This is a genomic window from Synergistaceae bacterium (assembly GCA_017443945.1).
In the GTDB taxonomy this organism is placed as follows: domain Bacteria; phylum Synergistota; class Synergistia; order Synergistales; family Aminobacteriaceae; genus JAFUXM01.
Genome location: JAFSXS010000060.1, coordinates 22,572 through 47,036, shown reverse-complemented (window position 1 = coordinate 47,036; position 24,465 = coordinate 22,572). Strand labels below are relative to the sequence as shown.

Genomic DNA, 24,465 nt, shown 5'->3' with positions numbered 1-24,465 from the left:
ATGAAAGATTTAGACGATTTAAATTTATTTCAGTTATTCAGCACTGATTTATTGCAGAAGCCATTAATCAAGATAAACGGCCGTATTGTTCAAGTTGTCGGATTAGTAGCAGAGTCTCAGGGCCCTGACGTTAGAGTCGGTGATTTGTGCAAAATTTGTTTTCGCGACGGTTCGCACGAGTTAGACGCTGAAGTTGTCGGATTTCGTGAAGATAGAGTTTTGCTTATGCCTCTAGGAGCTTTACAGGAGGTCGGCCCCGGCTGTGATGTTGTATCGACTAACAGGCCGCTTGAAGTTCCCGTCGGTGATGCTTTGCTAGGGCGTGTGCTTGACGGACTCGGAAATCCTATCGACGACAAAGGCCCTATTGCTGCAACAGATTTTTATCCGTTGTATGCGACTCCTCCTCATCCGTTAAGGCGCAAAATGGTAGATACTCCTTTATCAGTCGGCGTGCGTGTTGTTGATGGAATGCTCACACTAGGTAAAGGCCAGCGAATCGGAATTTTTGCTGGTTCAGGCGTGGGAAAAAGTACGCTGTTAGGAATGATGGCGCGCTACACTACTGCGGACGTAAATGTAATTTCACTTGTAGGCGAACGAGGCCGAGAGGTGCGCGAATTTATCGAACGTGACTTAGGCCCGGAAGGTTTGAAACGTTCAGTATTAGTTATTGCTACGTCAGATCAGCCGGCATTAATTAGATTAAAATCTGCAATGACAGCAACGGCCATAGCTGAATATTTCAGGGATCAGGGCAAAGACGTTTTATTGATGATGGACACTGTAACAAGAGTCGCGCGTGCCCAGCGTGAAATCGGTCTTGCAATAGGTGAACCTCCTGCGACAAGGGGCTATACTCCTTCAGTGTTTGAAATGCTGCCGAGATTGTTAGAGCGCGCCGGAGCTGGTGAAGTCGGAAGCATTACGGGAATCTATACAGTTTTAGTTGACGGCGACGACATGAATGAACCTGTTGCAGATACAGTCAGGGGTATTCTTGACGGACATATTGTTTTATCGCGAAAAATTGCGGCGAGAAATTTTTATCCTGCTGTAAGTGTGTTAGACAGTGTGAGTCGTGTTATGCCTGCTTTAGTGTCCCGCGAGCATTTGGACGCAGCCGCAAGAGTCCGTGATTTATTAGCTACTTATGCCGAGTCAGAAGATTTAATAAATATAGGCGCGTATAAGTCCGGAAGTAATATGCGCGTTGACTGGGCTTTGGCAAACATGGAAGACGTAAGAAATTTTTTATCGCAGAGAGTCGAGGACAAAACGAGCTTTGACGATACTGATAGTAGACTGCTTGCTCTTGCGCCTTATCCGACAGTACAGACACAGACACAGCCGGAAAAAGCAGCCAGCTAAATAATTTAATCACGAAAGGGGAAATTTTTAATGAGTACAGCAATTGCAGAGAAAACAACAAATTCATATGTAGTAGAGTTAGAACCGGAAATATACGAACGAGCCGAAAATATTTTGAATCAAATGGGATTATCGTATTCTCAAGCGGTAGATTTATTTACAAGACAAGTTATATTGCATAATGAGATCCCGTTTAAATTAAGTGTACCTGTGCAGGATGAAAAATTACCCGATGATGACCCGGAAGTGTTGAAAAAATACAGCATTCCTTTTATTGACAACATGACCGATGAAGAATTTACTACTTACATGCAGAAAGCATATGACGATCACAAAGCAGGCCGGTATTACTCCCTTGAAGAAGCAGAAAAAATCTTGGAGGAAGAAGAAAATGCTGTCTTATCACGTTAATATTTTGCACAGCGCGTTTTATGATATAAGGGATATATACAAAAATGTTAATGTTATTCACAATAAGCGCGATATTGACTCATTAATTTAATTCGGAGCAGCAATCATGAATCAACGCATAGCAACATTCAATAGAATATTACGACTCAGAGAAGACAGCCGCCGCAATGAGCAGACTATTTTAGCAGCCGAACGCAGCGAAGAACAAAACGTAATGAATCATTTAGCAAAACTTGAGAGCGAGAAGACTCAAGCAATATTAGATTTCAGCTCGGCAGGAAATAAAACAGTTTCAGCAAATGACTTATGGTTTCAGAGACAATTTATAGACGCAATCAACACAGACATAATAAAGGGTAATGACTCGCTTGCAGATGTACGCACACGAATCGCAGGCACAGAAGCAAGACTTGTAGAGAGACACAAAGACGTTAGAATAATGGAAACTTATATAGATCACTTAAAGCAGGCAGATTTTCAGGAACAATTAAGCATAGAACAAAACGAACTTGACGACGTTGCATCAATACAATTTTCACATAAAGGAGTGTTTTAACAATGGCCGGCCCCGACTTTACGAACATAACCCGCATATTAAGCCGCATAGATGAAATTCATCACAAAATTTCTCCGCAGCTCTACAATATTCCGAATCAAGACAATAATAACCCGTTGAGAAGCCGTTTTGTCGATGTCCTCAATGACGTAAACAGGAACAGGGCAAATATTACGGGCAGAACTGATTATAACGCGCTGAAAAGTGTTATAGACTCATGCGCACAAAAATATAATATAGACCCCGAATTAATCCGCGCTATGATTCAAGTCGAGTCAGGCTGGGACACACGAGCAGTATCGAACAAGGGCGCACAAGGTTTAATGCAGTTAATGCCCCGCACAGCTGCAATGTTGGGCGTAACAGATCCATTTGACCCCGTGCAGAATATCGAAGGCGGCGTAAGATATATTTCTGATTTGACCGATAAATATAGAGGCGACATTGAGAAGGCTTTAGCAGCTTACAACGCAGGCCCGGCAAGAGTTGACTCTGGAAATATTCCGGATGTCTCAAAACGTTACGTGAAAAATATAATGGCAATTTACCGCAGACTCAGGGAGGCAGGTTAAAAAATGGCAGACGAGAGACAGACTCAAGACTCAGCACCAGCATCAGAGCCGATAGTCAGACGCAGAAAGAAAAAAAAGAAGCTCGGAAAAATTACAATGTTATTCTGGCTGTTACTGCTTGGACTCGGAACTGCTGTAGGAATGCACTTAAGCGGCATTTGGGACGGCAGGCCGTTATTCTGGAGCGTTATTCCCAGAGTCCCCTATGTAGGCAAACAGTTATCCGAATTTTTTCAGGTACCGGAATATTACGCGCTCAGTGTTGGTGAACGCAGAGCAGTGGAGCTCGAACAATGGCAGAGAAGACTCGACGCAAGAGAAAGAAATTTAGAAAGCGGCGACCTTTCACGAATCGCAAACTATGACAGGCGCGAAATAGAGTTAATGGAACTCTCACGCGATATAACACGCAGGCAGCGCAGATTAAATGAACAAATCGCAAATAATAACGCAAACAACGCCCCGCCCTCTGAAAGCGAGCAGGAATTAATGAATCAAATCGCACGCACCTATCAAGATATGTCAGCACGTAACGCCGCCGCAATTGTCGAACAGTTACGCGATAATTTAGCCGTCGAACTCTTAATGAAATTGCCGAATGACGCAAGAGCCTCGATAATGGGAAAAATTAAGCCCACTAAAGCCGCAAGACTCACCGAATTAATGTCTCGCCCGCAAAGATAATTTAAGGAGGCATTATATATGTCAACAGAAATTTTTACGCTGATTCAGCCGAATATAAATGCTCAAGCAGCACAAATAAATAACCCGCAGAATAATAACTCTCAAGCACAGCCGGGACTCTTTGAGAGCTTGATAAATAATTTGACTGGCACTCAAGAAATAATTAACCCTGAACAGATTATGCAAGTCCGCGAAAATTTAATGACGTTCAAGAATAATAGCTCGTTCCCGCAGTCAGTGATTGATATTCTTGCTGGTCTGAATAATGAAAATCTCGAGTCGCAAATATCTGCATTGCCTCAAGATAAGCAGACTCAAATTTTGCAGGCACTTAATAAATTTTTCGAATCATCACAGAATCCGGCAAATAATGACGTTCAAGCAGACCCGTTAAATTTTATAGCGCACTTAATGAATGACGAGACAATCAAAGCGCAAATACTCTCATTACCCGAAGATAAGCAGACTCAAATTTTACAGGCAGTTAATGAATTTATTGAGTCAGCGCAAAATAATCAAGACTCTAGCGTAATTCAGGAGAAACAGGAAAAATTATTTGCTGTCTTGAGTGAAAATCTGAATTTACCCCAAAATTTAAAGCCTTCCGATATTCCCGTCAGAATCCCGGAAAAATCTTTAGAGTCATATATAATTCCTGAATCTGACGAAGACGAGAGCGACTCAGAGTCAGAAATTGAATCAGAACAAAACGAGACCCCGCAAGCAAATATTTTCGCAGCTGTTCCCGTTAATATTCCGGCAGATAATGAGACCTCAACCAAGCCCGCAAATGACGTAACAGCACATATCGCACCGCATAAAAATTTGCAGACTCATGAAAATTTACAGACTCCGGCCAAGTCAGACGCAAAAACGGAATCAACACAGACAACAAATTTTGATGACTCAATCCGCGAAATTCCCGGCGAGTCAGAGTCAGAGTCCCAGCCTCAAGCAAATAATAATAATAATCAGGACTCAGGCAATAAAAATTTTAACGGCAATAATTTCACGAACGCACGCGAAAATTTCACGAGTTCACGCACTCAATCAAGGAATATAAATAATGCCCGCAGAACTGAATCAAACCAGCCCGAACGCGCAAATAATAACCGGACTGAATCGCATTCAAGTTTTCAGACATTTTTTGAAGGAGTCTTAGCAAATCGCCGCACAGCCTCGCAAAATTCGCCGACACCCTTAAATTTACGCGCAAATCTTGAATTTACACCCAGTGCTAATTTACGTGATGGAGTCGTGAATGTAATTAGATTCATCCGCGCCGACGGAGTCCAGAAAGCAAATATTGTGATTGACCCTCCTGCACTCGGACGAATCAGCATAGAATTAACTTCAAATTCTTCCGGCGTTGAGGCTTCAATTAAAGTAGCAAGCGAACAAATCCGACAATTAGTGCAAGACCAATTGACTCAGCTTCGTATGAATTTATCACAGCAGGGCGTTCAAGTTACAGATTTCAGCGTAGACGTTCAGCAGGATAACCAGCAGGGACAAGGCCAGAATCAAAGCGATAATCCCTACTACAGAGCATTTAATAACGGAGCTGGCGACGAATCGGACTCTAGCGAAGAATTTAGAGTCGATTTAGAAGAAGGGCTGCTTTACTGGGTAGCATAGCAACACAAAAGGGTAAAAGTTGAAGGAAACCCCACCAGTTTTAAAGCTCCCCCTTGTGAAGTCTCTGCGAGGGGGAAATATATAAAAATTTTATCGGGGAGTGAACGAAATATGGCCGTAACGGACGTTAATAATTATACAAATCTTGCAAATATCGCAGCTGCCAACACAACGACGGCTGCAAATAATACGACTTCGACAAATTCTACATCATCAACAAATGCAGTAACTACAGCAACTAACGATTTAGGCAAAGACGCTTTCTTGAAACTTTTAATCGCCGAGCTTTCCAATCAAGACCCGTTAAACCCTATGGAAGACAGGGAATTTATTTCACAAATGGCGACATTCTCAAGCCTTGAACAAATGCAGAACATGAATAACACTCTAACTTCAATGGCAGAGGCAAATAAATTTTCAGCTGCAAATTATGTCGGGAAGGCTGTAGCTTTCACAAACAGTGAAGGCCGTCAAATTGCTGCTGTCGTTAATGCTGTATGGTTCGACAACGGAAAAACTATTCTCGACACAACTGAAGGCGAAGTACCCCTTGAAAATGTGCAGGGAATTTCCGATATTGGTTAATAGATAAGTTCTCAAGGACGAGACAACGAGGCACGGCAGGAAGGACGCCCGCCAAAGTTTTAGAATAAATTTACTAGAAGGAGAATAAATCATGTTAAGATCTTTATTTACAGCTGTAACGGGTGTTCGCGCTCACCAGACAATGCTTGACGTAACGGGCAACAATATAGCAAACGCAAACACTACGGGATTCAAGAAAGATTTTACAATTTTTGCGGATATGATGTATCAGGCTCAGAAATACGCGTCAGGCGCAGGAGACACACGCGGAGGCGTTAACCCTGCACAGGTCGGACTCGGAGTCAGCGTTTCAGCAATAGAGACAATTCACACGCAAGGTTCAGCATCTTACACCGGCAACCCTTCAGATATGATGATTCAGGGAAGGGGCTTTTTTGTGTATAAGAACGGGAATGCAAGTCTTTACAGCAGATCGGGCGCAGCAGTTCTCGACGCAAACAGCGATTTAGTTCAGGCAGGCACGGGCTATTATCTTCAGGGCTACGAAATCAGCGAGGACCCGTTAGACCCGACTCAATACGTGAGAGCAAGCGATTTAAGCAATATAAATATTCAATTAGGCAAGAAAATAGACCCTAAGGCAACATCAGAAGTCAGATTTCAATGTAACCTGAACAGTGACTCAAAGCCTTATTTGCCGTACGGTTTCCCCGATTTACCATTTAACACGCGTGCAGGACTTTCACGCACTAATTCAACAGGCACATCAAATGTAGTAATTGATGATCTTGACTGCCAATTGAGCTTTAAGACGAATTTGACAGCAGCTAACGGCGAAAATTATTTAACTATCACGATTTCAGACGGCGTTACAGAAGTCCCGCTAAATTTCAACATGACAGGAATCAACAACGACGGCACACCGGCATTAACTCCCGTAGATCAAACTATAACGATCGGCACTGCTCCCAACGAGAAAGAATTAACGATCCTTTATGACGATACATCAGGTTTATTAAGACTCCGCAACGCTGACGGCCAAGTCGTATTTCAGAATAACCTGAAAATGGGCATGAATTATACTTCTTTCTCGATCGTAGACAATTCTACAAGCCCTTACACATACACGCCGATACTTGCAGAATTTGATGAGTCAGTCGTCCCGAACGGATCAGCTTCCGATTTAGCGGCAACAAGTTCAACTCTTAGAATGTGGGTTGATGACGGCTCCGGCACTATGCAGCAATTAACCGCGCAGGTTTATTTTAACCCCGACGGCACATTTGCATCCGTAAATGATATAGTAGGCTCTTTCGGAAATGTTACCGCAGACAATTTCAGAATCGTACCTTCTGAGAACGGTCAATATTTAGAGATTCAGCAGGATAAGAACCTTGCAACACCGAGCGGAAGTTATCAGATTTTAGCGCAAATCAACATCGGCGGACATCACTCAACGAAGACTACAATTTATGACGATCTCGGCAACAAACACACGTTAGAAGTAAATTTCAAGAAATTAACCGAGAACCGCTGGCGTTGGGAGGCTTTCCTCGTAAATGATGACGGCCAAATCGAATATAACGTCGGAATGCCCGAACCTAATTGCGGAGAAATCGAATTTAACGGCGACGGCACAATCAATAACGCAGTAACAAGCGCAGGCACTAGAACATTATCGAGCGAAGGAAATGTTTACGCAGAAATTAATATCCCCTTCAGCATGGACGGCTCTGAAAATAGCAGCGTTTTACTTAATTTCGGCGGCGGTATCGGCAGAAGTGCAGGCGATATTCTTAACGGCGTAACGCAATTTGCTTCAGAGACAACTACAAAAGCTGTTTATCAGGACGGCTACGAAATGGGAGTCCTTGAAAATTTCTCAATCGGCCAAGACGGAACTATCACGGGCGCATACTCAAACGGGAAAAATATTCCGTTATATAGAGTCGCAATCGCAACATTTGCAAATGAACAGGGCCTCGAAAAAGTTGGTGATACGATGTTCCGCGAGTCAGTGAACTCCGGCACAGCAAATATCGACCCCGCACAAATTAACGGCAAAGGAACAATAATTTCGCAGACTCTCGAAATGTCAAACGTCGATTTAACAGAGGAATTTACGCACTTAATAATCGCGCAAAGAGGCTTCCAGGCAAATACGCGCGTCATCACTACAAGCGATCAAATTTTAGAAGAAGTCGTCAACCTCAAGAGATAATAAATAAAATTTTTCCCCTGTCTGATAATAAAGGCGGGGGATTTTTTTGCGTTTTTTGCTATACTTGAGACACTAAATTTATTCACAGGAGAATCTATAATCATGAGCAATAACGCATTTGAATCAAGGCTCGCTAAATATTATGACGAGTTGAAATGGCTTTATTATGAGCTTTACGGAAATGATAAGCAGGCATTTGATTATTTCTGCTCCATGCTTCGTAAATGCTGGCTTGAACGTAATGATTTATTGAAGGAATTGGACGACGCGCGCGAGGTTATTCCGAACTGGTACGCAAATAATGACATTCTCGGCATGATGATGTATACAGAGTGTTTCGGGAAGACTCTACAGGGCATTAAATCTCACATTGATTATATTCAAGAATGCGGAGTAACTTATTTGCACTTAATGCCGTTACTTGACAGCCCGGAAGGACGCAGCGACGGAGGTTATGCAGTGTCAGACTTCAGGAAAGTTAGACCCGACTTAGGCACTATTGAAGACCTTGCAGACTTGGCCGCAAAATGTCATTCACTGGGTATAAGTGTATGCCTTGATTTCGTAATGAATCACACAAGCGAGGATCACGAATGGGCAAAACGTGCACGAAATGGCGAGAAGGAATATCAAGACCGTTATTTTTTCTTTGACAACTGGGAGATCCCGAATCAATTCGAGCAAAATTTACCCGAAGTTTTTCCGACAACAGCACCCGGAAATTTCACATATTGTCAAGAGGCCGGCAAAGTCGTAATGACAACTTTCTATCCGTATCAATGGGATTTAAATTACCGCAATCCAGTAGTGTTTAATGACATGACAGAAAATATGCTCTTCTTATGCAATCAAGGCGTAGATATTATAAGACTCGACGCTGTGCCCTATATCTGGAAGACTCTGGGTACTAATTGCAGAAATCTCCCGCAGGTTCATACGCTCGTTAGAATTATGAGAATGGCCGCTGAAATAGTTTGTCCGGGAACGCTTTTATTAGGTGAGGTCGTTATGGAGCCTTCTAAAGTTGTCCCATATTTCGGAACTGTCGAGAAACCCGAATGCAACATGTTATACAACGTTACGACAATGGCCAGCACTTGGCACACGGTAGCGACTCAAGATACACGATTGATGAAGCACCAGTTAGCGAGCGTCTTTGCACTCCCGAAAGAATATGTTTTCTTGAATTATTTACGCTGCCACGATGATATAGGCTGGGGACTCGATTATGATTTTCTGCGTCAATTCGGAATTGATGAAGTTGCGCACAAAAAATTTCTTAATGACTACTTCAAAGGCGATTTCAAAAATTCACCTTCACGCGGCGAGACATATAACGATGCTCCGGAACTTGGCGACGCTAGAATGTGCGGCACAACTGCTTCACTTTGCGGGCTCGAATCACCTGACAAGGACTCAGCTGTAAAACTTGATATAATGCTTCACGCGTTTTTATTCACTCAAAGCGGGATCCCGGTACTTTACAGCGGCGACGAGATCGGACAGCTTAACTACTACGATTATCACAATGACCCGAAAAAAGCAGAAGACAGCCGTTATCTTCATCGAGGGCCGTTTATCTGGTCAAATGCAGCAAAACGCGAGGACATGACGACTCCAGAAGGCAAAATTTTTAACGCGATAAAAACTTTAATGGGCTTGCGTGATACTTTGTCGGTGTTCTCAAATTCGGCTGATACGTGGCTGATTGAGACAAATAATGATCACGTTTTAGGAATCGGGCGTTATTACGGCGAGAAGACCAAGAAAGAAAAAATGTTAGCGTTCTTCAATTTCAGCGGGGAGACTCAATTTATTTCAACGAGTGAGAATCTCGGCGGGATATTCAAGTATCACAACATGATAACTGGCGAGAAATTCAACAATTACGGCACAGGACAAATAAAACTTGAGGGATTCGGCTTCTTGTGGCTGCTTGCTGAACTGTAGAGAGAAAAAAACTCCGGGATTTATGCATTTTCCCGGAGATAAATTTTTTATTCGCGCTTCTTTTCGTCATCGTCGAGTGGCGGAATATCGGGCAAAATTTCTATTTCTTCGCCGTCAGAGTGTGAATCAGAATCTAATAAAATTTCTTCCGGTGCTTCCTCGATTTTAATTTCTTCGTCGTCATCAGGGAGAAGCAAAACAGGTTCTTCCGTTATGGAGTCATCTAAATTTTCTAGTTCCGCTAAATCAGAGTCTAATTCTGCGGGTTCTTCCTCAATGACAGTTAATTTTGAGGGCTGTTCTGATTCTGCAATTTCTTCGGGGGCTGCAAGAATTTCTACTATTTCATCAGGAGTATCTAACTCTTTAAGCTCTGCCGGTTCCTCTATTAAGATAACTTCTTCAGGCTCAGACTCAGACTCGGACTCTAACTCTTCAACAGCGGGCAATATTTCTGATTCGTTAAGCTCTTCAGGTGATTCAAGTTCGGGGGATTCTTCTTCCTCGCTGGACTCGTGAATCTCTTCAAGCGGTACAACTTGCAACTCTTCGTCTTCATCAACAGGAGACTCTATCGCGTTCAATTCTTCGGAAGGTTCATCTGCTGCAACGTCATCAAGTTTTTCTGATTCAGGCGCGCTTGATTCTTCAGGTTCGGGGGACTCTGTGTCTGATTCTGACTCTTGCTCTAGTTCTAAAGGCGGTAATACAGACGTTATATCAACAATATCGTTGTCTCCTTCTTCAGTAATCCCGGACTCTTGACTGTTATCGGGCTTATTAATCGTAATAGTTTCATCGACGGGCAAATCTTTAAATTCTCCGCTATCTTGCAGGACTGGTACAAAAATTGCAATAATTCGAGAATTTTTATTCTTGGCTGCTGCGTCATTGATTGCCTTCATTACCTCGTTATAGAGCCATGAATGATGTTTGCCGCTGTTCTCTAAGACCTGTACTGACTCGACTTTAGGTTCTGCACTGCTCAAGAATCTATTTTCAGGAAGGTTAGACTCAGATTTTCGCGGGGGTTTGATAGGAGTTGATGCAAAATTTTCGAGAGTAGGCACTTTTACGCCTTCTTCGCCTTTCTCGATTCTCCATTCTGCCTCGTGCTTGGCCATGAGATATTTTAGATTCTCAACGCCTCTGTTGAATGTTCTCATTATGTTAATCGGCCTCCTTTGCCCAGACATCGCCAATTTCAGAAACCGTTGCGCCCGCACTTAATTTTTCGCCAGCAAGCTCGATTTTCTCGAATAAATTTTCATAGGGATTTCTTGCTGCTGCCGTTAAACCTGTAGACCAAATATGACCAAGCGTAATGTTATACGGGATTTTTTTGTGCATGGCTATATCTGCTGCGACGGGATAATTTGAATCTGTGATGATCTGATTTGCTATTCTCGTCATTGCTGAATTGTCATAACCGATTTTAACGAGCGGTAATTGTACACGGTCTTTATCGAAATCTCCTGCTTTAGAATACGTTACAGGCAGACTCGACAGCGAGAAAAAGTCCGGCCTCACAGGAACGACCATTATATCAGCAAATTTCATAGCAGCGTCTGACTCTTTTCCCATCAGGGGCGGGCAGTCTATTATAATCCAGTCTTCTTTTGCGTTTGCGTCGGAATCTTTCAAGTTTGATTTAATGCGCAGTGAATCTCTAAAATAGTTCTGCAAAAAATTTAATGCGTCCGTGAAATTATGCGAGGGATCAAGATCTACAGCGAGGACACTATTATGTCTGACAAGCGCAATCTCAGCAAGAATAACAGAAAGGGTTGACTTTCCGACTCCGCCTTTACGGTTGAATACCGCTACTGCAATTTTTGACATGTTAATTAATCACCTGAATCTATTAAAATTTTTATTACAATCCCGCTATATTATACAATCATAGCAAAAACACTGATATAGCAATTACACTTGAATATCTGCAAAAATTTCCTGCATGAACGTATGATAAATTATGTTTCATAGTGATTATAGTAAAAATTTGTGAAGTTATATTATAGTGAAAACACTTAAAAGCTATAACAACAAAGTCAAAATCTTATCTGTTGCTCCCGTTGATGCAGCAAAAACACGTACGAAATAATTTGCGACAATTTTACAACAAACATTTTCGGAAAACTATAACAAAATATTTTTGTTGAGCTAAAAACTTTAATATTTACAAAAAATTTGTTGTATGTGTGCGAGACAAAACCCCTAAAACCCGTTTTTTCTCGCGCTCTTTTTCCCCGCCCGTAATTATAAATGCATGTTTCCGAAAGACTTTAACTATTAAAGTTTATTAGCTATATGCTTGAATGCTCGTAAAAATTTCTTGCTCGTTCACGCTGCTTCATAAATAAAAAATTATATAAGCAAATCACATACATAAAGAAATAAAATTTTTGTGTGAAGCATTAATATAACTGCGAAAAATTAAATTTTTTGTATTGGTAAATGTATTAGTAAAAGCCGCTTTGTTCGTGAAAAATTGAATGAAAAATTTTCTGTGATTATTATAGCAGTTAGACTTGAATACTTGCAAAAAACTTTTCGCCGTAGAGATTACCCCTTCAATCCGGGCGGGCGGGATGTAGAGACTCATACATTTATTTACAATAATGGCTATAAACTTTTCCCGTAAGCAGCAATAATTTTATTTCACGCGCATTATTATAATAATCGACACAAGAACAACAAGCATTCCGATAAAATTTGCAGGTCCGATAACTTCATTATATATCAGCAGACCTACTATAACGGCCGTAACAGGTTCAATCGAGGCTATCACGGGCGCACGGCTTGCATCGCGAATCTTCCTTAATCCTGCATAATAAAGCACATAGGCCAGCGACGTTGGTATTAATCCGTAAAGAAATCCCAGAGTCAAAATTTTCGCATTTATCACTATCTCAGGACGCGCAAATATCAGCAAAAATATCATCGCAAATAAATAACTGTATGCACTCATAATAATTGCGTCAGTCTTCTCACCTGCGAGACGGCCTATTATCGTTACCATTCCATAACCGAAGCCCGTATAAATTCCTGCTAATATCCCGACTACAGAAAAATTATTTGCTTGAATGCTGCCTCCCGTTACTGTCAAGATACAGCCTATAATATTTAATGCAAGCGCAAAAAGTTTCGTGCGTGAAAAATTTTCGTGAAAGATTATTTTACTCGCTGTTGCCGTAAAAACCGGAGCAGTATACATCAATATAGCCGCTGTTCCGACACCGTTTAATTTTATTGACGTGCTGTAACATAAATTAAATATTCCGTTACATATAAGACCTAGCAGCGCACACAGGATTAATGCCCTCTTATCGCGTAAAATTACATTTTTCCCGTGCTTTAACACCGCAAAAGTGAACATTATCACAAATGCTGATGCCATGCGCAAAAAGCTCGTTGATTGAACGCTCACACCCAGCGCGCTCAACTCGTTTACGAAGATTCCTATAATGCCCCATAAGATTCCAGAAATAAAAATATATAGCATGATTTAGCGTTTCTTGCCCTTGTTATATTCTCTGACTGCTGTAATAAATTTCATGACTTTGCGGTAATCTTTGACTCTATTTGACTCAAGTCCTGAGCTCGCATTTACGCCGAATGGACTCGATGACACCTGCAATGCTTCAACTATGTTATCAGGATTCAAACCTCCCGAAAGAAAATAATTTCTCCTGACCGCCCCTAATAATGACCAGTCAAAAGATTTTCCGTGCCCTGCTCCGCCTCCGTCAAGCATAACAAAATCTGCTGTTGAATACATTGCTTTATCTGCGTCAATGGGCTGAGAAATTTTTATAACCTTTATGATCGGGCAGCGTATATATTCACGTAATGCTGCGATATATTCTGCTGTCTCGTCGCCGTGAAGCTGCACCATGTCGAGGCCGGCAATTTCTATAGCCATTGCAATACTTTCGAGTGATGAATTTGCGAATACTCCGACGGATCTAATACCGCTCTTTAATCTGGCTCGCAAATTTCCGGCATATTGAGGCGATACAAAATGTCTGTTACGAGTCTCGAATACAAACCCGACATAATCAGGCATTAACTCATTCATGATATTTATTTCTATTTCGCGGGTAATTCCGCAGATTTTAACTTTTGTCATTGTGTCAGCTCCGTTAATTTATTAATAAATGAATCACTTGCGCCGCTCTCTCTTCCTGCAATGAAGTCAAGAAAATTTTTCAGCTCCGGTTTAATATCGTCTGCATTGCTCTCTGTGTTAAGAAATATAGAATTTCTGCCGTCATCAAGTATTATTTCGGGATTCTCGATTTCTGCTGTCTTGATTGTATATTTGTGCAGACCTCTATCAAACGGGTCAAACTTGCAGACTAATATAACGTATGCGCCCAAATTTCCGGGAGTCAAAGCGTCGAGTCCCATAAAAGCGTGATATTTTCTGTCTAGTAATGAAATGAAGCCGGGATCTTTTGCGAGAATCTCAACATAGAACGTGTAATATTTTTTCTTGTTCGAGTCAATATGCACATTAAATCGCAGGCCTTTAGAGTCCGGAATATCGCAATTTTTGAGAAACTCTATATCACCAGCTTTAATTTCCGGCACAATACGGCGAATCATTTCCCTGCAAAGCTCATTATCATGCATTAGAGAAGCAAAATTTTCATTGTTAATTTCTGTCATCATTTACTCACCACGAAATAAAATAAAAGCAGAGCCGTTTTTCACAAGCCCTGCTAAAATTATATCAGGTAAATTCAAGTTTTATTATTTCACAAGCTCGACTTCAGGTTCAGAAGGCAGACTGAACAACGGAATGAATCTATCAAGCCCCGTCAACGTGAATAACAGCATAGAAATTACAGCAATCCACGCTAAATAATTGTGCATAATAACATCTGTAACAGTTACATTTACCATCGGATAAACGGCTTCAACTATTCCGGCAAAGAACGCTAAATAAACGTGCCAAGGAATTAACTGCGAACCGAATACTCCCATAGCATCGGCAAAAGTAGCATTTCTCAGAGCTAATTTATACATTGCTTTATCGCTGCCCTTGACGTGTGTATCAGTTAAATTTTTGATTATGGGACTAATTGTAACTATCTGCGCCATTTCATCAGCAAGCGCGGCATTTCCCAGCAAGCATAATAACCCATTTGCAAACATTAACTGCCTGACACTTCGTACGCACTTCATTACGATTCTTGCTATACCGTCAAAAGCGTCCATTTTCGCCATTACTCCGCCAAACGCGCCTATCCATAACATCATGACTATAACCCAGCTGCCAGCATCCGCAAAACTTGACTGTACAAGCTCGATAAATTTCATGATGTCCGTAACTGTTCCGGCAATGTAACCGCAAATTAATGAGCCGAGAATACCTGCTCCTAAACAAACAAGCGTATTTGTTCCGATTGCTGCAAGAACTAAGACGATTATTAACGGAATGACCATATAATAAGGCACTCCGGCGCGAACTTGATTCAAAAGTGTAACTGCTGCAGGGCGTTTTTCTTTGAGAGCGTCCCACACTGAAGCGGGAATTTGTGCGATCGCGTCATTTGCGTTGCCGATCGTGTCAGGAAGTCCCATATTTACAGCTGCGAAATAAAATGCTGCTGCACCTGCGGCCAAGCACAAGAACGACCAGAATCCCTGATGTCTGACTCTGTCAACTATTGCGACTCTCTGAAGGCTTGAGCTTACAACTGTTGTATCAGAAATTAGGCCGATATTGTCTCCGAAACATGAACCTCCCGCAATTGCTGAAATCGTGAGAATCATACTGCCGCCTACAATGTGATTCAGCCATAAGAAAATCGGAGCACACGCCGCAAAAGTTCCCCATGATGTACCAGTTGCTATTGAAAGAATTGCAGTTACTAATAATGCAGTTACAGCTACAAGTTTTGCAGTAAGTCCGAGCGATAACGCCATATTAATTATTGAAGCAGCGACACCCGTATCCATAAAGCATGTAGCAACAGCATAGGCCATTTGCAGAATCAAGAATACGATTAAGATATGCTTTAAATTTTCGATAGCAGCGTCCATTAAGTCATTAAATTTGATTTTGCCGATGAACATTCCGACAAGCACAGCATAAACCAGCGCAAGAGGTGCAGCCATTAACACATCAAGGCCGGGGCCAATTTTGGAATTCATCAGCACGCCTAAAACAATAACAGGACTCAATTTAATTAATGCTAACATGATTAAATTAATCACTCCTGAAAAAATGAATTTCTTGAATATTTTAGCAGATTCTATCAGGAAAATTTACAAGTATATAATTAATGCACATATTTCTGACCCTATGCAGGGCGATAAAGTCCCCTTACAATTGGTTCCGCCCACCCACCCACCCGTTTATGCTCTGGAGTCGCGTTTATAGAAAGTTTTTCTCACATTATTACGGACATATACGATAATAGCGCACAAAATATAATCACGAGAGTATCGCGAAATTTCCAGATTAAAGGCTTTCTGCGAGTTCTGATTTTTCCGCCGTTATAGCCTCGTGCAGTCATGGCTAATGCGATTTCATCAGCTCTGCGGAATATTATAACGAAAAGCGGAATCAATACCGGAAAAAATGATTTTACGCGCTGAAATAGATTCCCCTGATCCAACCTTGCGCCCCGTGATAATTGAGCCTTTATAATTTTGTCCGTCTCGTGAGTCAATAACGGGATAAATCTTAACGCAAGACCTATCATTAACGCGCTTTCATGTGCAGGAAATTTTATTTTCTCAAGTGGAGTTAATAACACGTCAAGCCCGTCCGTTAATTCTAATGGAGCAGTCGTCATAGGCAATAACAGCGCATAAAGCATTAACACAATTAATCTGGCTGTCAGAAATAAAGCCTGCGCAAATTCGCTCATGAACAAATTAAATATAAACGTGAACGCAGCAAGATATAATATAGGCCGAACAGATTTAATCATGACACGAAACGAAATTTTTGACGCTCTCACGATTAACGCAAGCAAGACAGCCCAGCAGGAGAGAATAACAAAATTTTTGACAGCGAAAACCGCCGTAATAATAAATATCAGTCCAAATAATTTTGCGCGCGGGTCTAATTTGTGAATAAACGAGTCTGACGGTACATATTGACCGAGATTTATATTTGCTAACATGAGGGGAACTCCTTTGAAATTATTTCGCGGACTTCATCGGGCGCACCGAACGCAATTAATTTTCCTGAACGAAGCAATAAAATTTTGTCGCTGTAATTCATGGCCATTTGCAAATTATGAGTGATTGTAATTATCGTCCTGCCCTCATCACGCAAAGTGCATAACATATTTAAAATTTGATTCCTGAACACGAAATCAAGCCCCGCTAACGGTTCATCGAGCGCAATACATTCAGGACGAGCCGACAAGACTGACGCAATAGCAATTAATCTTCTTTCACCGCCGGAAAGCTGCAAAGGATTGCGAGTCAGAAAATTTTTGTCAAGCCCGACACACTTAAGCCCGTAAAAAATTGCATCCTCTAAATCATGAGCTTTTAAGCCTGCATTACTGGGAGAAAACGCTAATTCTTCATAGATTGTCGGATTAAATAATTGATCTTCGGGATTCTGGAAAACGAGTCCCACTTTTTGACGCAATTTATAAAGTTCTTCGCCCTTATTTGGAATCGGTGCACCGTTAAAATTTATATTTCCTGACTGAACGTTATATAAGCCGTTCAAATGCTGCAACAGTGTAGATTTTCCGCTGCCAGTCCTGCCGATAATCGAGAGCCACGAGCCTTTGAAAATTTCTGCGCTTATATTGTCGAGTATATTATTTGATTCATCATAAGCGAACGACAAATTTTTTATCTCAAATAATTTATTGCTTGAATGACTCGCGAACTTCACCGGCATAAATTCATCGTCAAATCCGTATAATTTTTTGCGGGATTCGAAATCTTTTGCGCTGCCCTGCCATGTTACAGCACCGTTATAAAATATTATTACGCGGTCAATATCGTCAAGGCTCTCTAACTGGTGAGAAATTTGTATTATCGTCATACCGTTTTTATGAAGTTCACGCAAAATAGATTCTAAATCGTGCCGGCCTTCAGGATCAAGCATTGAGTCGGGTTCATCGAGAATCAAGCAGTCAATTTTTGCAGCAATGACTCCGGCAAGTGCGAGCCTTTGTTTTTCTCCGCCTGACAACGCATGAACGGGAGAATTTTTTTTGTGAGACAATTTTACGAGCGACAAAGCATTATCGACTCTGGATTGAATCTCACTAGGCGATAACCCCTGATTTTCAGGAGCAAAGGCCGTATCATCTTCTACAGTTGACGCGATAATTTGATTCTCTGGATCCTGAAAGACTATCCCGACATGAATATTTTCGCCGTTAATAATGCACTCGCCATCGTAATCATTAATGAGTCCGGCCAAGATTTTAGCAAGAGTAGATTTGCCCGACCCATTATGACCAAGCAGAGCAATTCTTTCGCCTTTGTTCACAAAAAACGAGACGCGTTGTAATGCACGTCCCGTAGATTTTGCGTCATATTTGAACGAAAGCGAGCGCACTTCTATTAACGGGAGATTATTTCTGCTCCTCTGTGCGTTCGACAAGTTCAATCACTGCCATCGGAGACCCGTCGCCTTTGCGTGCACCGAGTTTGACGATTCTTGTATAACCGCCTTTATCGAAGCTCTTATACTTCGGGGCGATCTCCTGAAATAATTTCGTAGCTGCCTCTTTGTGGGGCATTTTCGAGAAAACTACGCGTATATCATGAACGCTGCCGCCTCTTGCGCGGGTGATTAGTTTTTCTGCGACACGTCGTAATTCTTTAGCTCTTGTTACAGTCGTTGTGATTTGACCGTTAAGAAATAAACTAGCTGCCATATTTCCGAGCATTAAATGTCTATGGCTGCCGTAACGTCCTAACGTTCTATGGTCTACATGATGTCTCAATTATGAGTCCACCTCCTTAGATGATTTCTTGCTTGATTTAGTAGATTTACCTGCAGATTTCTTTTTCTTGGGCTTCTCCGGTTTTGCTTCAGGTTCCGGGGCCGGTTCTGACTCTTCTTCAGGTTCAAATATAGAGTCGAGTGTCGGTTCTGATTCTGGTGTAACTTCGGACTCTTGAGTCTCTGGAGATTCGCTTTCTGACGAGTCATCAACTTTTGCTGCTCCGGGCTTGCTGGGCTTGAGAGAATATCCCATTGACGCAAGTTTTTCTTCGATTTCGGTGAGAGACTTTCTGCCGAGATTGCGAATCTTTAACAGGTCATCGCGGGACTTCTGAATCAGATCGCCGATAGTGTTCATGCCGCCGCGAAGTAAGCAATTTTCACTTCTGATACTTAATTCGAGCTCATGAATCGGATTATCAGGTAAAGTCTGAGGCTTGGGCTGTTCTGCTTCTTCTGTGCCTTTACCTTTTCCAGCTTTATCACGAACTTTTTCAACTTCTGCGGGCTGTTCTTTGAGCTGGGCAGACTCGACACTTTCTGAAATTTTCATGAAGTAATCTGCTGCAATGTCTGCGGCCTGTTTTACTGCTTCTTTCGGAGTGATTGCGCCGTTAGTCCACACTTCGAGAATTAATCTTTCATAGTCTATGCTTTGATCTACTCTTGCGGGCTCGATCTCGTAATTAACGCGGGTAACAGGCGAGAAAATTGCATCTGCCAACATTGCGTCAAGCGGCATAGGCGGTTGTGCGGGGCGTTCACGTTCAGCAGACAAATAGCCGACTCCCTGCTGTATATAAATTTCCATTATGACGTGCGCGCCGGGCTCAAGAGTGCATAAAATACCATTTCCGACGAACTCGAAATCAGTATCATATATAGTATTCAAGTCTTGAGCGGTAATTATTCCCGGGTTTACTTCGCGCGTGAAAAAGTCTTTGCCGAGATCCTCAGAGTCAAGAGTCAAAATCTTATATTCTCCCGCCGGTAAATCATTCTTTGCCTTAATGGGAATATGCTTGAGATTCATCAAGATTTCGATTACATCTTCTCGAACGCCTTTAATCGTGCTGAACTCGTGCAAAACGCCGTCGAGCCTCAAAGCAGTAGCAGCCGCCCCCTTTATTGACGAGAGCAGAAGCCGCCTTAAAGCATTACCCAGCGTATCACCGTAGCCGCGTGCTAATGGCTCAATCGATAATTTGCTGTAATCTTGACTTGCTTTCTCGATAAAAATTTTAAAACTTGTCTCCATATATTAAACACGCCTTCTCTTAGGAGGTCTGCATCCGTTATGAGGAATAGGAGTCGCGTCCTTGATTAAATTGACCTGAAGTCCAGCCGCTTGAAGAGATCTAATCGCGCTCTCTCTGCCGGGGCCGGGACCTTTTACGATAACGTCAATTTCCTGCACTCCCTGATCCTGTGCACCCTTTGCGACCTGCTGTGCTGCGATTTGAGCTGCAAACGGTGTAGATTTTCTCGTACCCTTGAAGCCGACATTGCCGCCGCTTGCCCAAGTGATAATATTTCCGCCGCGGTCACTAATGCACATAATCGTATTATTGAATGTCGAATAAATGTGCGCTACACCGTAATTTATATTTTTCTTCTCGCGCCTCTTGCCTTTACGAGCCTGAGCTGTTCTCTTTGCCAAGTTCTTTACCTCCCGTTAATGCTATTTCGTCGCCATTTTCTTGTTAGCGACAGTTCTTCTCGGACCTTTGCGGGTTCTTGCGTTGGTCTTAGTGCGCTGGCCTCTGACTGGGAGTCCTAAGCGATGACGAGTCCCACGATAACAGCCTATGTCAATAAGCCGTTTAATGTTCATGGAAATTTCGCGCCTTAAATCACCCTCGACCTTGTGATTATCTTCTATTTCACGGCGTAATTTCTGAGTATCTGCCTCGCTCAAGTCTTTGACTCTGATATTAGGATCTACGCCTGTTGCCGCTAAAATTTTCTGTGAAGTCTTGAGACCGATTCCAAAAATGTAAGTTAAGCCGATCTCCACCCGTTTGTCTCTGGGTAAATCTACTCCTGCGATACGTGCCATTTATTTAATTACCTCCTGACACCTTGTCTCTGCTTGTGTCTTGGATTGCGCGAACATATTACACGCACAACACCATGACGGCGGATTACTCTGCAAAATTCACAAATAGGCTTTACTGAAGGCCCTACTTTCATAATTTATAACCTCCGCTATTTATAACGATAAATAATTCTGCCCCTCGTTAAATCATAAGGGGATATTTCAACGAGAACTTTATCACCGGGTAAAATCCTGATGAAGTGCATTCTCATTTTGCCGCTGACGTGAGCCAGAACTCTATGACCGTTTTCAAGCTCGACTCTAAACATAGCATTTGGCAGCGGTTCCGATATTACGCCCTTGATTTCCATTACGTCTTCTTTGCCGGAAGCCATTTATTTACATTCCCCATTTCGTTAAAATCTCCGGCCCATCGTCGAGAATCGCTATAGAGCGTTCAAAATGTGCCGCGTCAGAACCGTCTACTGTTGATACTGTCCAGCCGTTAGAGCCGACTTTTACATCTTCTGCGCCTGACATGATCATAGGCTCAATTGCTATTGTCATGCCTCTTTGCAGCGTTACGCCCTGTCCTGATTCGCCGTAATTAGGAATCTGCGGAGCTTCATGCATTTTCTTGCCGATGCCGTGTCCTGTGTAATCACGTACTATACCAAAACCGAGCGGCTTTACAAAACTTTCTATTGCGTGCCCTATGTCGCCGAGTGTGTGCCCGGCAAGAGCAGCTTTTATCGCACGATTAAGCGACTCTTCTGTAATTTCGAGCAATTTTTTACGGGAATCGCTTATATTTCCAACGGGAAAAGTGCAGGCCGCATCACCGCACCAGCCGTTTACATATGCTCCCACGTCAACGCTGATTATATCGCCCTCTTGAAGGATTCTGTTAAAATCTGGAATCCCGTGAACGACTTCTTCATTTATTGACGCGCATATAGTACCGGGAAAAGGAGTCATATTTGCTGCCGGCTTGTAGTTCTTGAATGCGGGAATGCCGTTATTTTTGCGTATATGCTCCTCTGCGAGTCTGTCAAGCTCACCGGTTGATATTCCGGGTCTGACTGCCTCGCGCATAATGTCAAGCACTTCTGCTGTAACACGTCCTGCAACTCGCATTAATTCAATTTCTTCTGGCCGCTTAATCTTTATCATGCTGCAAAACTTTCTGAACACGCGAAAAAATTTCATCAGGTGTCCCCGTTGCGTTAACCTCGAACAATAAGCCCTTATCACCATAAAACTTGATTAACGGCTCTGTCTGCTCGTGAAAGACTTTAAGACGGCTTCTGATAGTTGCTTCGTTGTCGTCGTCTCTGACATAAAGCTCACCATTGCAGGACGGGCAAGTTTTATGCTCATGAATATTAGTAACATTTCCGCATTCCTTGCAGACTCCACGGCTTGTGAGACGCTTTATAATTTCCTCGTCAGGAACAGAGAACAATATAACGCCGTCAATTTTTGCGACCCCATCGAGAAATTCAGCCTGCGCCTTTGTACGCGGAAAACCGTCGAGCATAAAGCCTTTATCCGGGGCTAAATTCTTCAGGGTATCAGCGACCATTTTATTTACTACTTCATCAGGGACTAATTGACCTGCATCCATAAATTTTTTTGCTTCGAGTCCCAGCGGAGTATTATTCTTTAAATTGTGCCTGAAAATATCTCCCGTCGAAATATGTTCGAGTTCGTGTTCTAATTTTAACAGTGCTGCCTGAGTACCTTTTCCGGCCCCGGGAGCACCTAACAATACGAGTCTCATGATTAACCCCTTAGAAGACCTTTACGGCCGCCGCCGGATTTCTTGAGAATCCCGTCATAATGCCGCATAAGTAATTGAGCCTCGATCTGATTAATCGTATCCATTGCAACGCCTACGACGATTAATACTGCTGTTCCTCCGAAATAGAAGCTGTTAATATTCAATACGCTTGACATAACGTTTGGAATCAATGCAATAATCGCGAGAAAAACTGCACCGCCGAGCGTGATTCTTTCCATCACGCGTGTAATATAATCTGATGTAGGGCTGCCGGGTCTGATTCCCAGAATAAAACCGCCGTATTTCTTCATATTATTTGCTATATCAGTAGGGTTAAAGACTACAGCTGTGTAGAAATACGAGAAAAATATAATCAATGCAACGTAGCACAAAATATAAAATACGCTGTTCGGGGCAAATAAACCGCTGATGAATCTTCCGGCCGTTGTATCACTGAAATAATTTGCAATTGTGTACGGGAAAATTAATAATGAGCTCGCAAAAATTATCGGGATAACTCCTGATTGATTCACCTTCAACGGGATAAATGTACTCTGACCGCCATAAATTTTATTGCCGACGACTCTTTTTGCGTACTGAACCGGGAGTCTGCGCTGGCCTTCCTGCAATAAAATACAGCCTGCAACTACGATGACCATTAAAACAAGGCCGATTAACAGCGCAATTACACTTAATGAGCCTAAACGTACCATGCTCCAAGTCTGCAAAATCGCTTCAGGGATTCGCGCGACAATACCAGCAAAAATTAATAATGATATGCCGTTGCCGATTCCGTGATCTGTTAATTCTTCGCCGAGCCACATAACAGCCATTGACCCAGCTACAAGAGTTACGACGACTAAGACCCATTCAAACGCGCCGCCCTGCATAATGCCAAGACCTCTAAGCCATGCCGTCATGCCTATTGCCTGAACGAGAGCAAATAATACAGCCCCGTAACGAGTCCATTGAGTAATTTTCTTGTGTCCGTCGGTTGAGTCCTTCTGCAATTTCTCAAGAGTCGGGAAAATTACCACTAATAACTGCATGACGATACTTGAATTAATATAAGGCGCAACACCCAGCGAGAATATACCAAAACGGGAAAGAGCACCGCCCGAAAATAAATTCAAGAAATCCATAACTCCGCCGCCGGTGTTAAATAAACTCGCCATTGCAGCACGATCAACGCCGGGACTGGGGATATAAGCTCCCAGACGGAAAATAAATAATATCCCCAGCGTAAAAAATATTCTGCGCTTCAGGTCGGGTAACCTGAAAATATCTCCAAGCGACCCGAACATTTACGCTACCTCATGAGAACCGCCGGCTGCCTCGATTTTCTTTGCAGCACCTTCACTGAATGCAGCGGCCTTTATCTTGAATGACTTTGTAAGCTCACCATTTGCGAGAATCTTAACGGGTAATTTTTTCTTGACGATTCTAGCTTTGTAGAGAACTTCAAAATCTATTTCTGCACCTGAATCAAATTTTTTCTCGAGTACATCAAGATTCACAATCTGGAAAACTTTTGCGAATCTGTAATTATTAAATCCGCGCTTAGGAGTTCTACGAGTCAACGGCATTTGACCGCCTTCAAAACCGGGTCTGACACCGCCGCCCGTTCTTGATTTGTCGCCCTTGTTGCCTTTGCCGGAAGTTTTACCGTGTCCGCTTCCGATTCCCTGTCCTAAACGTTTTGATTTATGAGTGCTGCCCTTTGCCGGGTGCAGATCATTTAACGTAAT

General features: G+C 42.4%; 27 protein-coding genes. 9 read left to right on the top strand and 18 right to left on the bottom strand.

Annotation, left to right across the window (positions count from 1 at the left end; genetic code table 11):
• The 9 genes from fliI (at window position 1) to IJT21_06495 (ending at window position 9,949) form a co-directional block, all read left to right on the top strand.
• Complete coding sequence (gene fliI, locus IJT21_06535; GenBank protein ID MBQ7577902.1) at window positions 1–1,371, top strand: flagellar protein export ATPase FliI; 1,371 nt, start codon at window positions 1–3, stop codon at window positions 1,369–1,371.
• A gap of 30 nt (window positions 1,372–1,401) precedes the next feature.
• Window positions 1,402–1,782, top strand: coding sequence for a type II toxin-antitoxin system RelB/DinJ family antitoxin (locus tag IJT21_06530; GenBank protein ID MBQ7577901.1), 381 nt, complete (start codon window positions 1,402–1,404; stop codon window positions 1,780–1,782).
• 106 nt (window positions 1,783–1,888) lie between these two features.
• The gene (gene fliJ, locus IJT21_06525; GenBank protein MBQ7577900.1) at window positions 1,889–2,338 is read left to right on the top strand and encodes a flagellar export protein FliJ; all 450 of its coding nucleotides are present in this window, start codon (window positions 1,889–1,891) and stop codon (window positions 2,336–2,338) included.
• A gap of 2 nt (window positions 2,339–2,340) precedes the next feature.
• Window positions 2,341–2,910, top strand: coding sequence for a lytic transglycosylase domain-containing protein (locus IJT21_06520; GenBank protein ID MBQ7577899.1), 570 nt, complete (start codon window positions 2,341–2,343; stop codon window positions 2,908–2,910).
• 3 nt (window positions 2,911–2,913) lie between these two features.
• Window positions 2,914–3,594: a hypothetical protein gene (locus IJT21_06515; GenBank protein MBQ7577898.1), complete on the top strand. Its 681-nt coding sequence runs from the start codon at window positions 2,914–2,916 to the stop codon at window positions 3,592–3,594.
• Between the two features lie 18 nt (window positions 3,595–3,612).
• Complete coding sequence (locus tag IJT21_06510; protein MBQ7577897.1) at window positions 3,613–5,232, top strand: flagellar hook-length control protein FliK; 1,620 nt, start codon at window positions 3,613–3,615, stop codon at window positions 5,230–5,232.
• 111 nt (window positions 5,233–5,343) lie between these two features.
• Complete coding sequence (gene flgD, locus IJT21_06505) at window positions 5,344–5,817, top strand: flagellar hook assembly protein FlgD (GenBank protein ID MBQ7577896.1); 474 nt, start codon at window positions 5,344–5,346, stop codon at window positions 5,815–5,817.
• Window positions 5,818–5,908: 91 nt separating this feature from the next.
• On the top strand, window positions 5,909–7,999 hold the full coding sequence (locus tag IJT21_06500; GenBank protein ID MBQ7577895.1) for a flagellar hook-basal body complex protein: 2,091 nt from the start codon (window positions 5,909–5,911) through the stop codon (window positions 7,997–7,999).
• A gap of 102 nt (window positions 8,000–8,101) precedes the next feature.
• A complete protein-coding gene (locus tag IJT21_06495) occupies window positions 8,102–9,949 on the top strand; it encodes a hypothetical protein (GenBank protein ID MBQ7577894.1) in 1,848 nt (615 codons plus the stop codon).
• Window positions 9,950–9,996: 47 nt separating this feature from the next.
• On the opposite strand, the gene IJT21_06490 is transcribed toward IJT21_06495, so the two are convergent.
• From IJT21_06490 to rplO, 18 genes are all read right to left on the bottom strand, one after another.
• Window positions 9,997–11,115 carry a hypothetical protein gene (locus tag IJT21_06490; GenBank protein ID MBQ7577893.1) on the bottom strand — a complete coding sequence of 373 codons (1,119 nt, stop codon included), beginning with the start codon at window positions 11,113–11,115 and terminating at the stop codon, window positions 9,997–9,999.
• A gap of 4 nt (window positions 11,116–11,119) precedes the next feature.
• Window positions 11,120–11,791 carry a ParA family protein gene (locus tag IJT21_06485; protein MBQ7577892.1) on the bottom strand — a complete coding sequence of 224 codons (672 nt, stop codon included), beginning with the start codon at window positions 11,789–11,791 and terminating at the stop codon, window positions 11,120–11,122.
• An 814-nt stretch (window positions 11,792–12,605) separates the two neighbouring features.
• Window positions 12,606–13,454: an EamA family transporter gene (locus IJT21_06480; GenBank protein ID MBQ7577891.1), complete on the bottom strand. Its 849-nt coding sequence runs from the start codon at window positions 13,452–13,454 to the stop codon at window positions 12,606–12,608.
• A gap of 3 nt (window positions 13,455–13,457) precedes the next feature.
• On the bottom strand, window positions 13,458–14,081 hold the full coding sequence (locus IJT21_06475; GenBank protein ID MBQ7577890.1) for a phosphoribosylanthranilate isomerase: 624 nt from the start codon (window positions 14,079–14,081) through the stop codon (window positions 13,458–13,460).
• A complete protein-coding gene (locus tag IJT21_06470; protein ID MBQ7577889.1) occupies window positions 14,078–14,626 on the bottom strand; it encodes a hypothetical protein in 549 nt (182 codons plus the stop codon). Before IJT21_06470 ends, IJT21_06475 begins: the two co-directional genes overlap by 4 nt.
• An 81-nt stretch (window positions 14,627–14,707) precedes the next feature.
• Window positions 14,708–16,162 (bottom strand): Na+/H+ antiporter NhaC family protein, encoded by a 1,455-nt coding sequence (locus tag IJT21_06465; GenBank protein ID MBQ7577888.1) that lies wholly within the window; start codon window positions 16,160–16,162, stop codon window positions 14,708–14,710.
• 191 nt (window positions 16,163–16,353) lie between these two features.
• On the bottom strand, window positions 16,354–17,094 hold the full coding sequence (locus IJT21_06460; protein MBQ7577887.1) for an energy-coupling factor transporter transmembrane protein EcfT: 741 nt from the start codon (window positions 17,092–17,094) through the stop codon (window positions 16,354–16,356).
• The gene (locus tag IJT21_06455; GenBank protein ID MBQ7577886.1) at window positions 17,088–18,548 is read right to left on the bottom strand and encodes an ABC transporter ATP-binding protein; all 1,461 of its coding nucleotides are present in this window, start codon (window positions 18,546–18,548) and stop codon (window positions 17,088–17,090) included. Before IJT21_06455 ends, IJT21_06460 begins: the two co-directional genes overlap by 7 nt.
• Window positions 18,520–18,894, bottom strand: coding sequence for a 50S ribosomal protein L17 (rplQ, locus tag IJT21_06450; GenBank protein ID MBQ7577885.1), 375 nt, complete (start codon window positions 18,892–18,894; stop codon window positions 18,520–18,522). Before rplQ ends, IJT21_06455 begins: the two co-directional genes overlap by 29 nt.
• Window positions 18,895–20,154, bottom strand: coding sequence for a DNA-directed RNA polymerase subunit alpha (locus IJT21_06445; protein MBQ7577884.1), 1,260 nt, complete (start codon window positions 20,152–20,154; stop codon window positions 18,895–18,897).
• A gap of 3 nt (window positions 20,155–20,157) precedes the next feature.
• On the bottom strand, window positions 20,158–20,556 hold the full coding sequence (gene rpsK / locus IJT21_06440; protein MBQ7577883.1) for a 30S ribosomal protein S11: 399 nt from the start codon (window positions 20,554–20,556) through the stop codon (window positions 20,158–20,160).
• Between the two features lie 21 nt (window positions 20,557–20,577).
• Window positions 20,578–20,955 (bottom strand): 30S ribosomal protein S13, encoded by a 378-nt coding sequence (gene rpsM, locus IJT21_06435; protein ID MBQ7577882.1) that lies wholly within the window; start codon window positions 20,953–20,955, stop codon window positions 20,578–20,580.
• An 8-nt stretch (window positions 20,956–20,963) separates the two neighbouring features.
• Complete coding sequence (gene rpmJ, locus IJT21_06430; GenBank protein ID MBQ7577881.1) at window positions 20,964–21,089, bottom strand: 50S ribosomal protein L36; 126 nt, start codon at window positions 21,087–21,089, stop codon at window positions 20,964–20,966.
• A gap of 15 nt (window positions 21,090–21,104) precedes the next feature.
• Window positions 21,105–21,329, bottom strand: a complete 225-nt coding sequence (infA, locus tag IJT21_06425) for a translation initiation factor IF-1 (protein ID MBQ7577880.1) — start codon at window positions 21,327–21,329, stop codon at window positions 21,105–21,107.
• Window positions 21,330–21,333: 4 nt separating this feature from the next.
• On the bottom strand, window positions 21,334–22,107 hold the full coding sequence (map, locus tag IJT21_06420) for a type I methionyl aminopeptidase (GenBank protein ID MBQ7577879.1): 774 nt from the start codon (window positions 22,105–22,107) through the stop codon (window positions 21,334–21,336).
• Window positions 22,094–22,717: an adenylate kinase gene (locus tag IJT21_06415; protein MBQ7577878.1), complete on the bottom strand. Its 624-nt coding sequence runs from the start codon at window positions 22,715–22,717 to the stop codon at window positions 22,094–22,096. The genes map and IJT21_06415 overlap by 14 nt, the downstream gene beginning before the upstream one ends.
• 2 nt (window positions 22,718–22,719) lie before the next feature.
• Window positions 22,720–24,021 carry a preprotein translocase subunit SecY gene (gene secY, locus IJT21_06410; GenBank protein MBQ7577877.1) on the bottom strand — a complete coding sequence of 434 codons (1,302 nt, stop codon included), beginning with the start codon at window positions 24,019–24,021 and terminating at the stop codon, window positions 22,720–22,722.
• The gene (rplO, locus tag IJT21_06405) at window positions 24,022–24,465 is read right to left on the bottom strand and encodes a 50S ribosomal protein L15 (GenBank protein ID MBQ7577876.1); all 444 of its coding nucleotides are present in this window, start codon (window positions 24,463–24,465) and stop codon (window positions 24,022–24,024) included.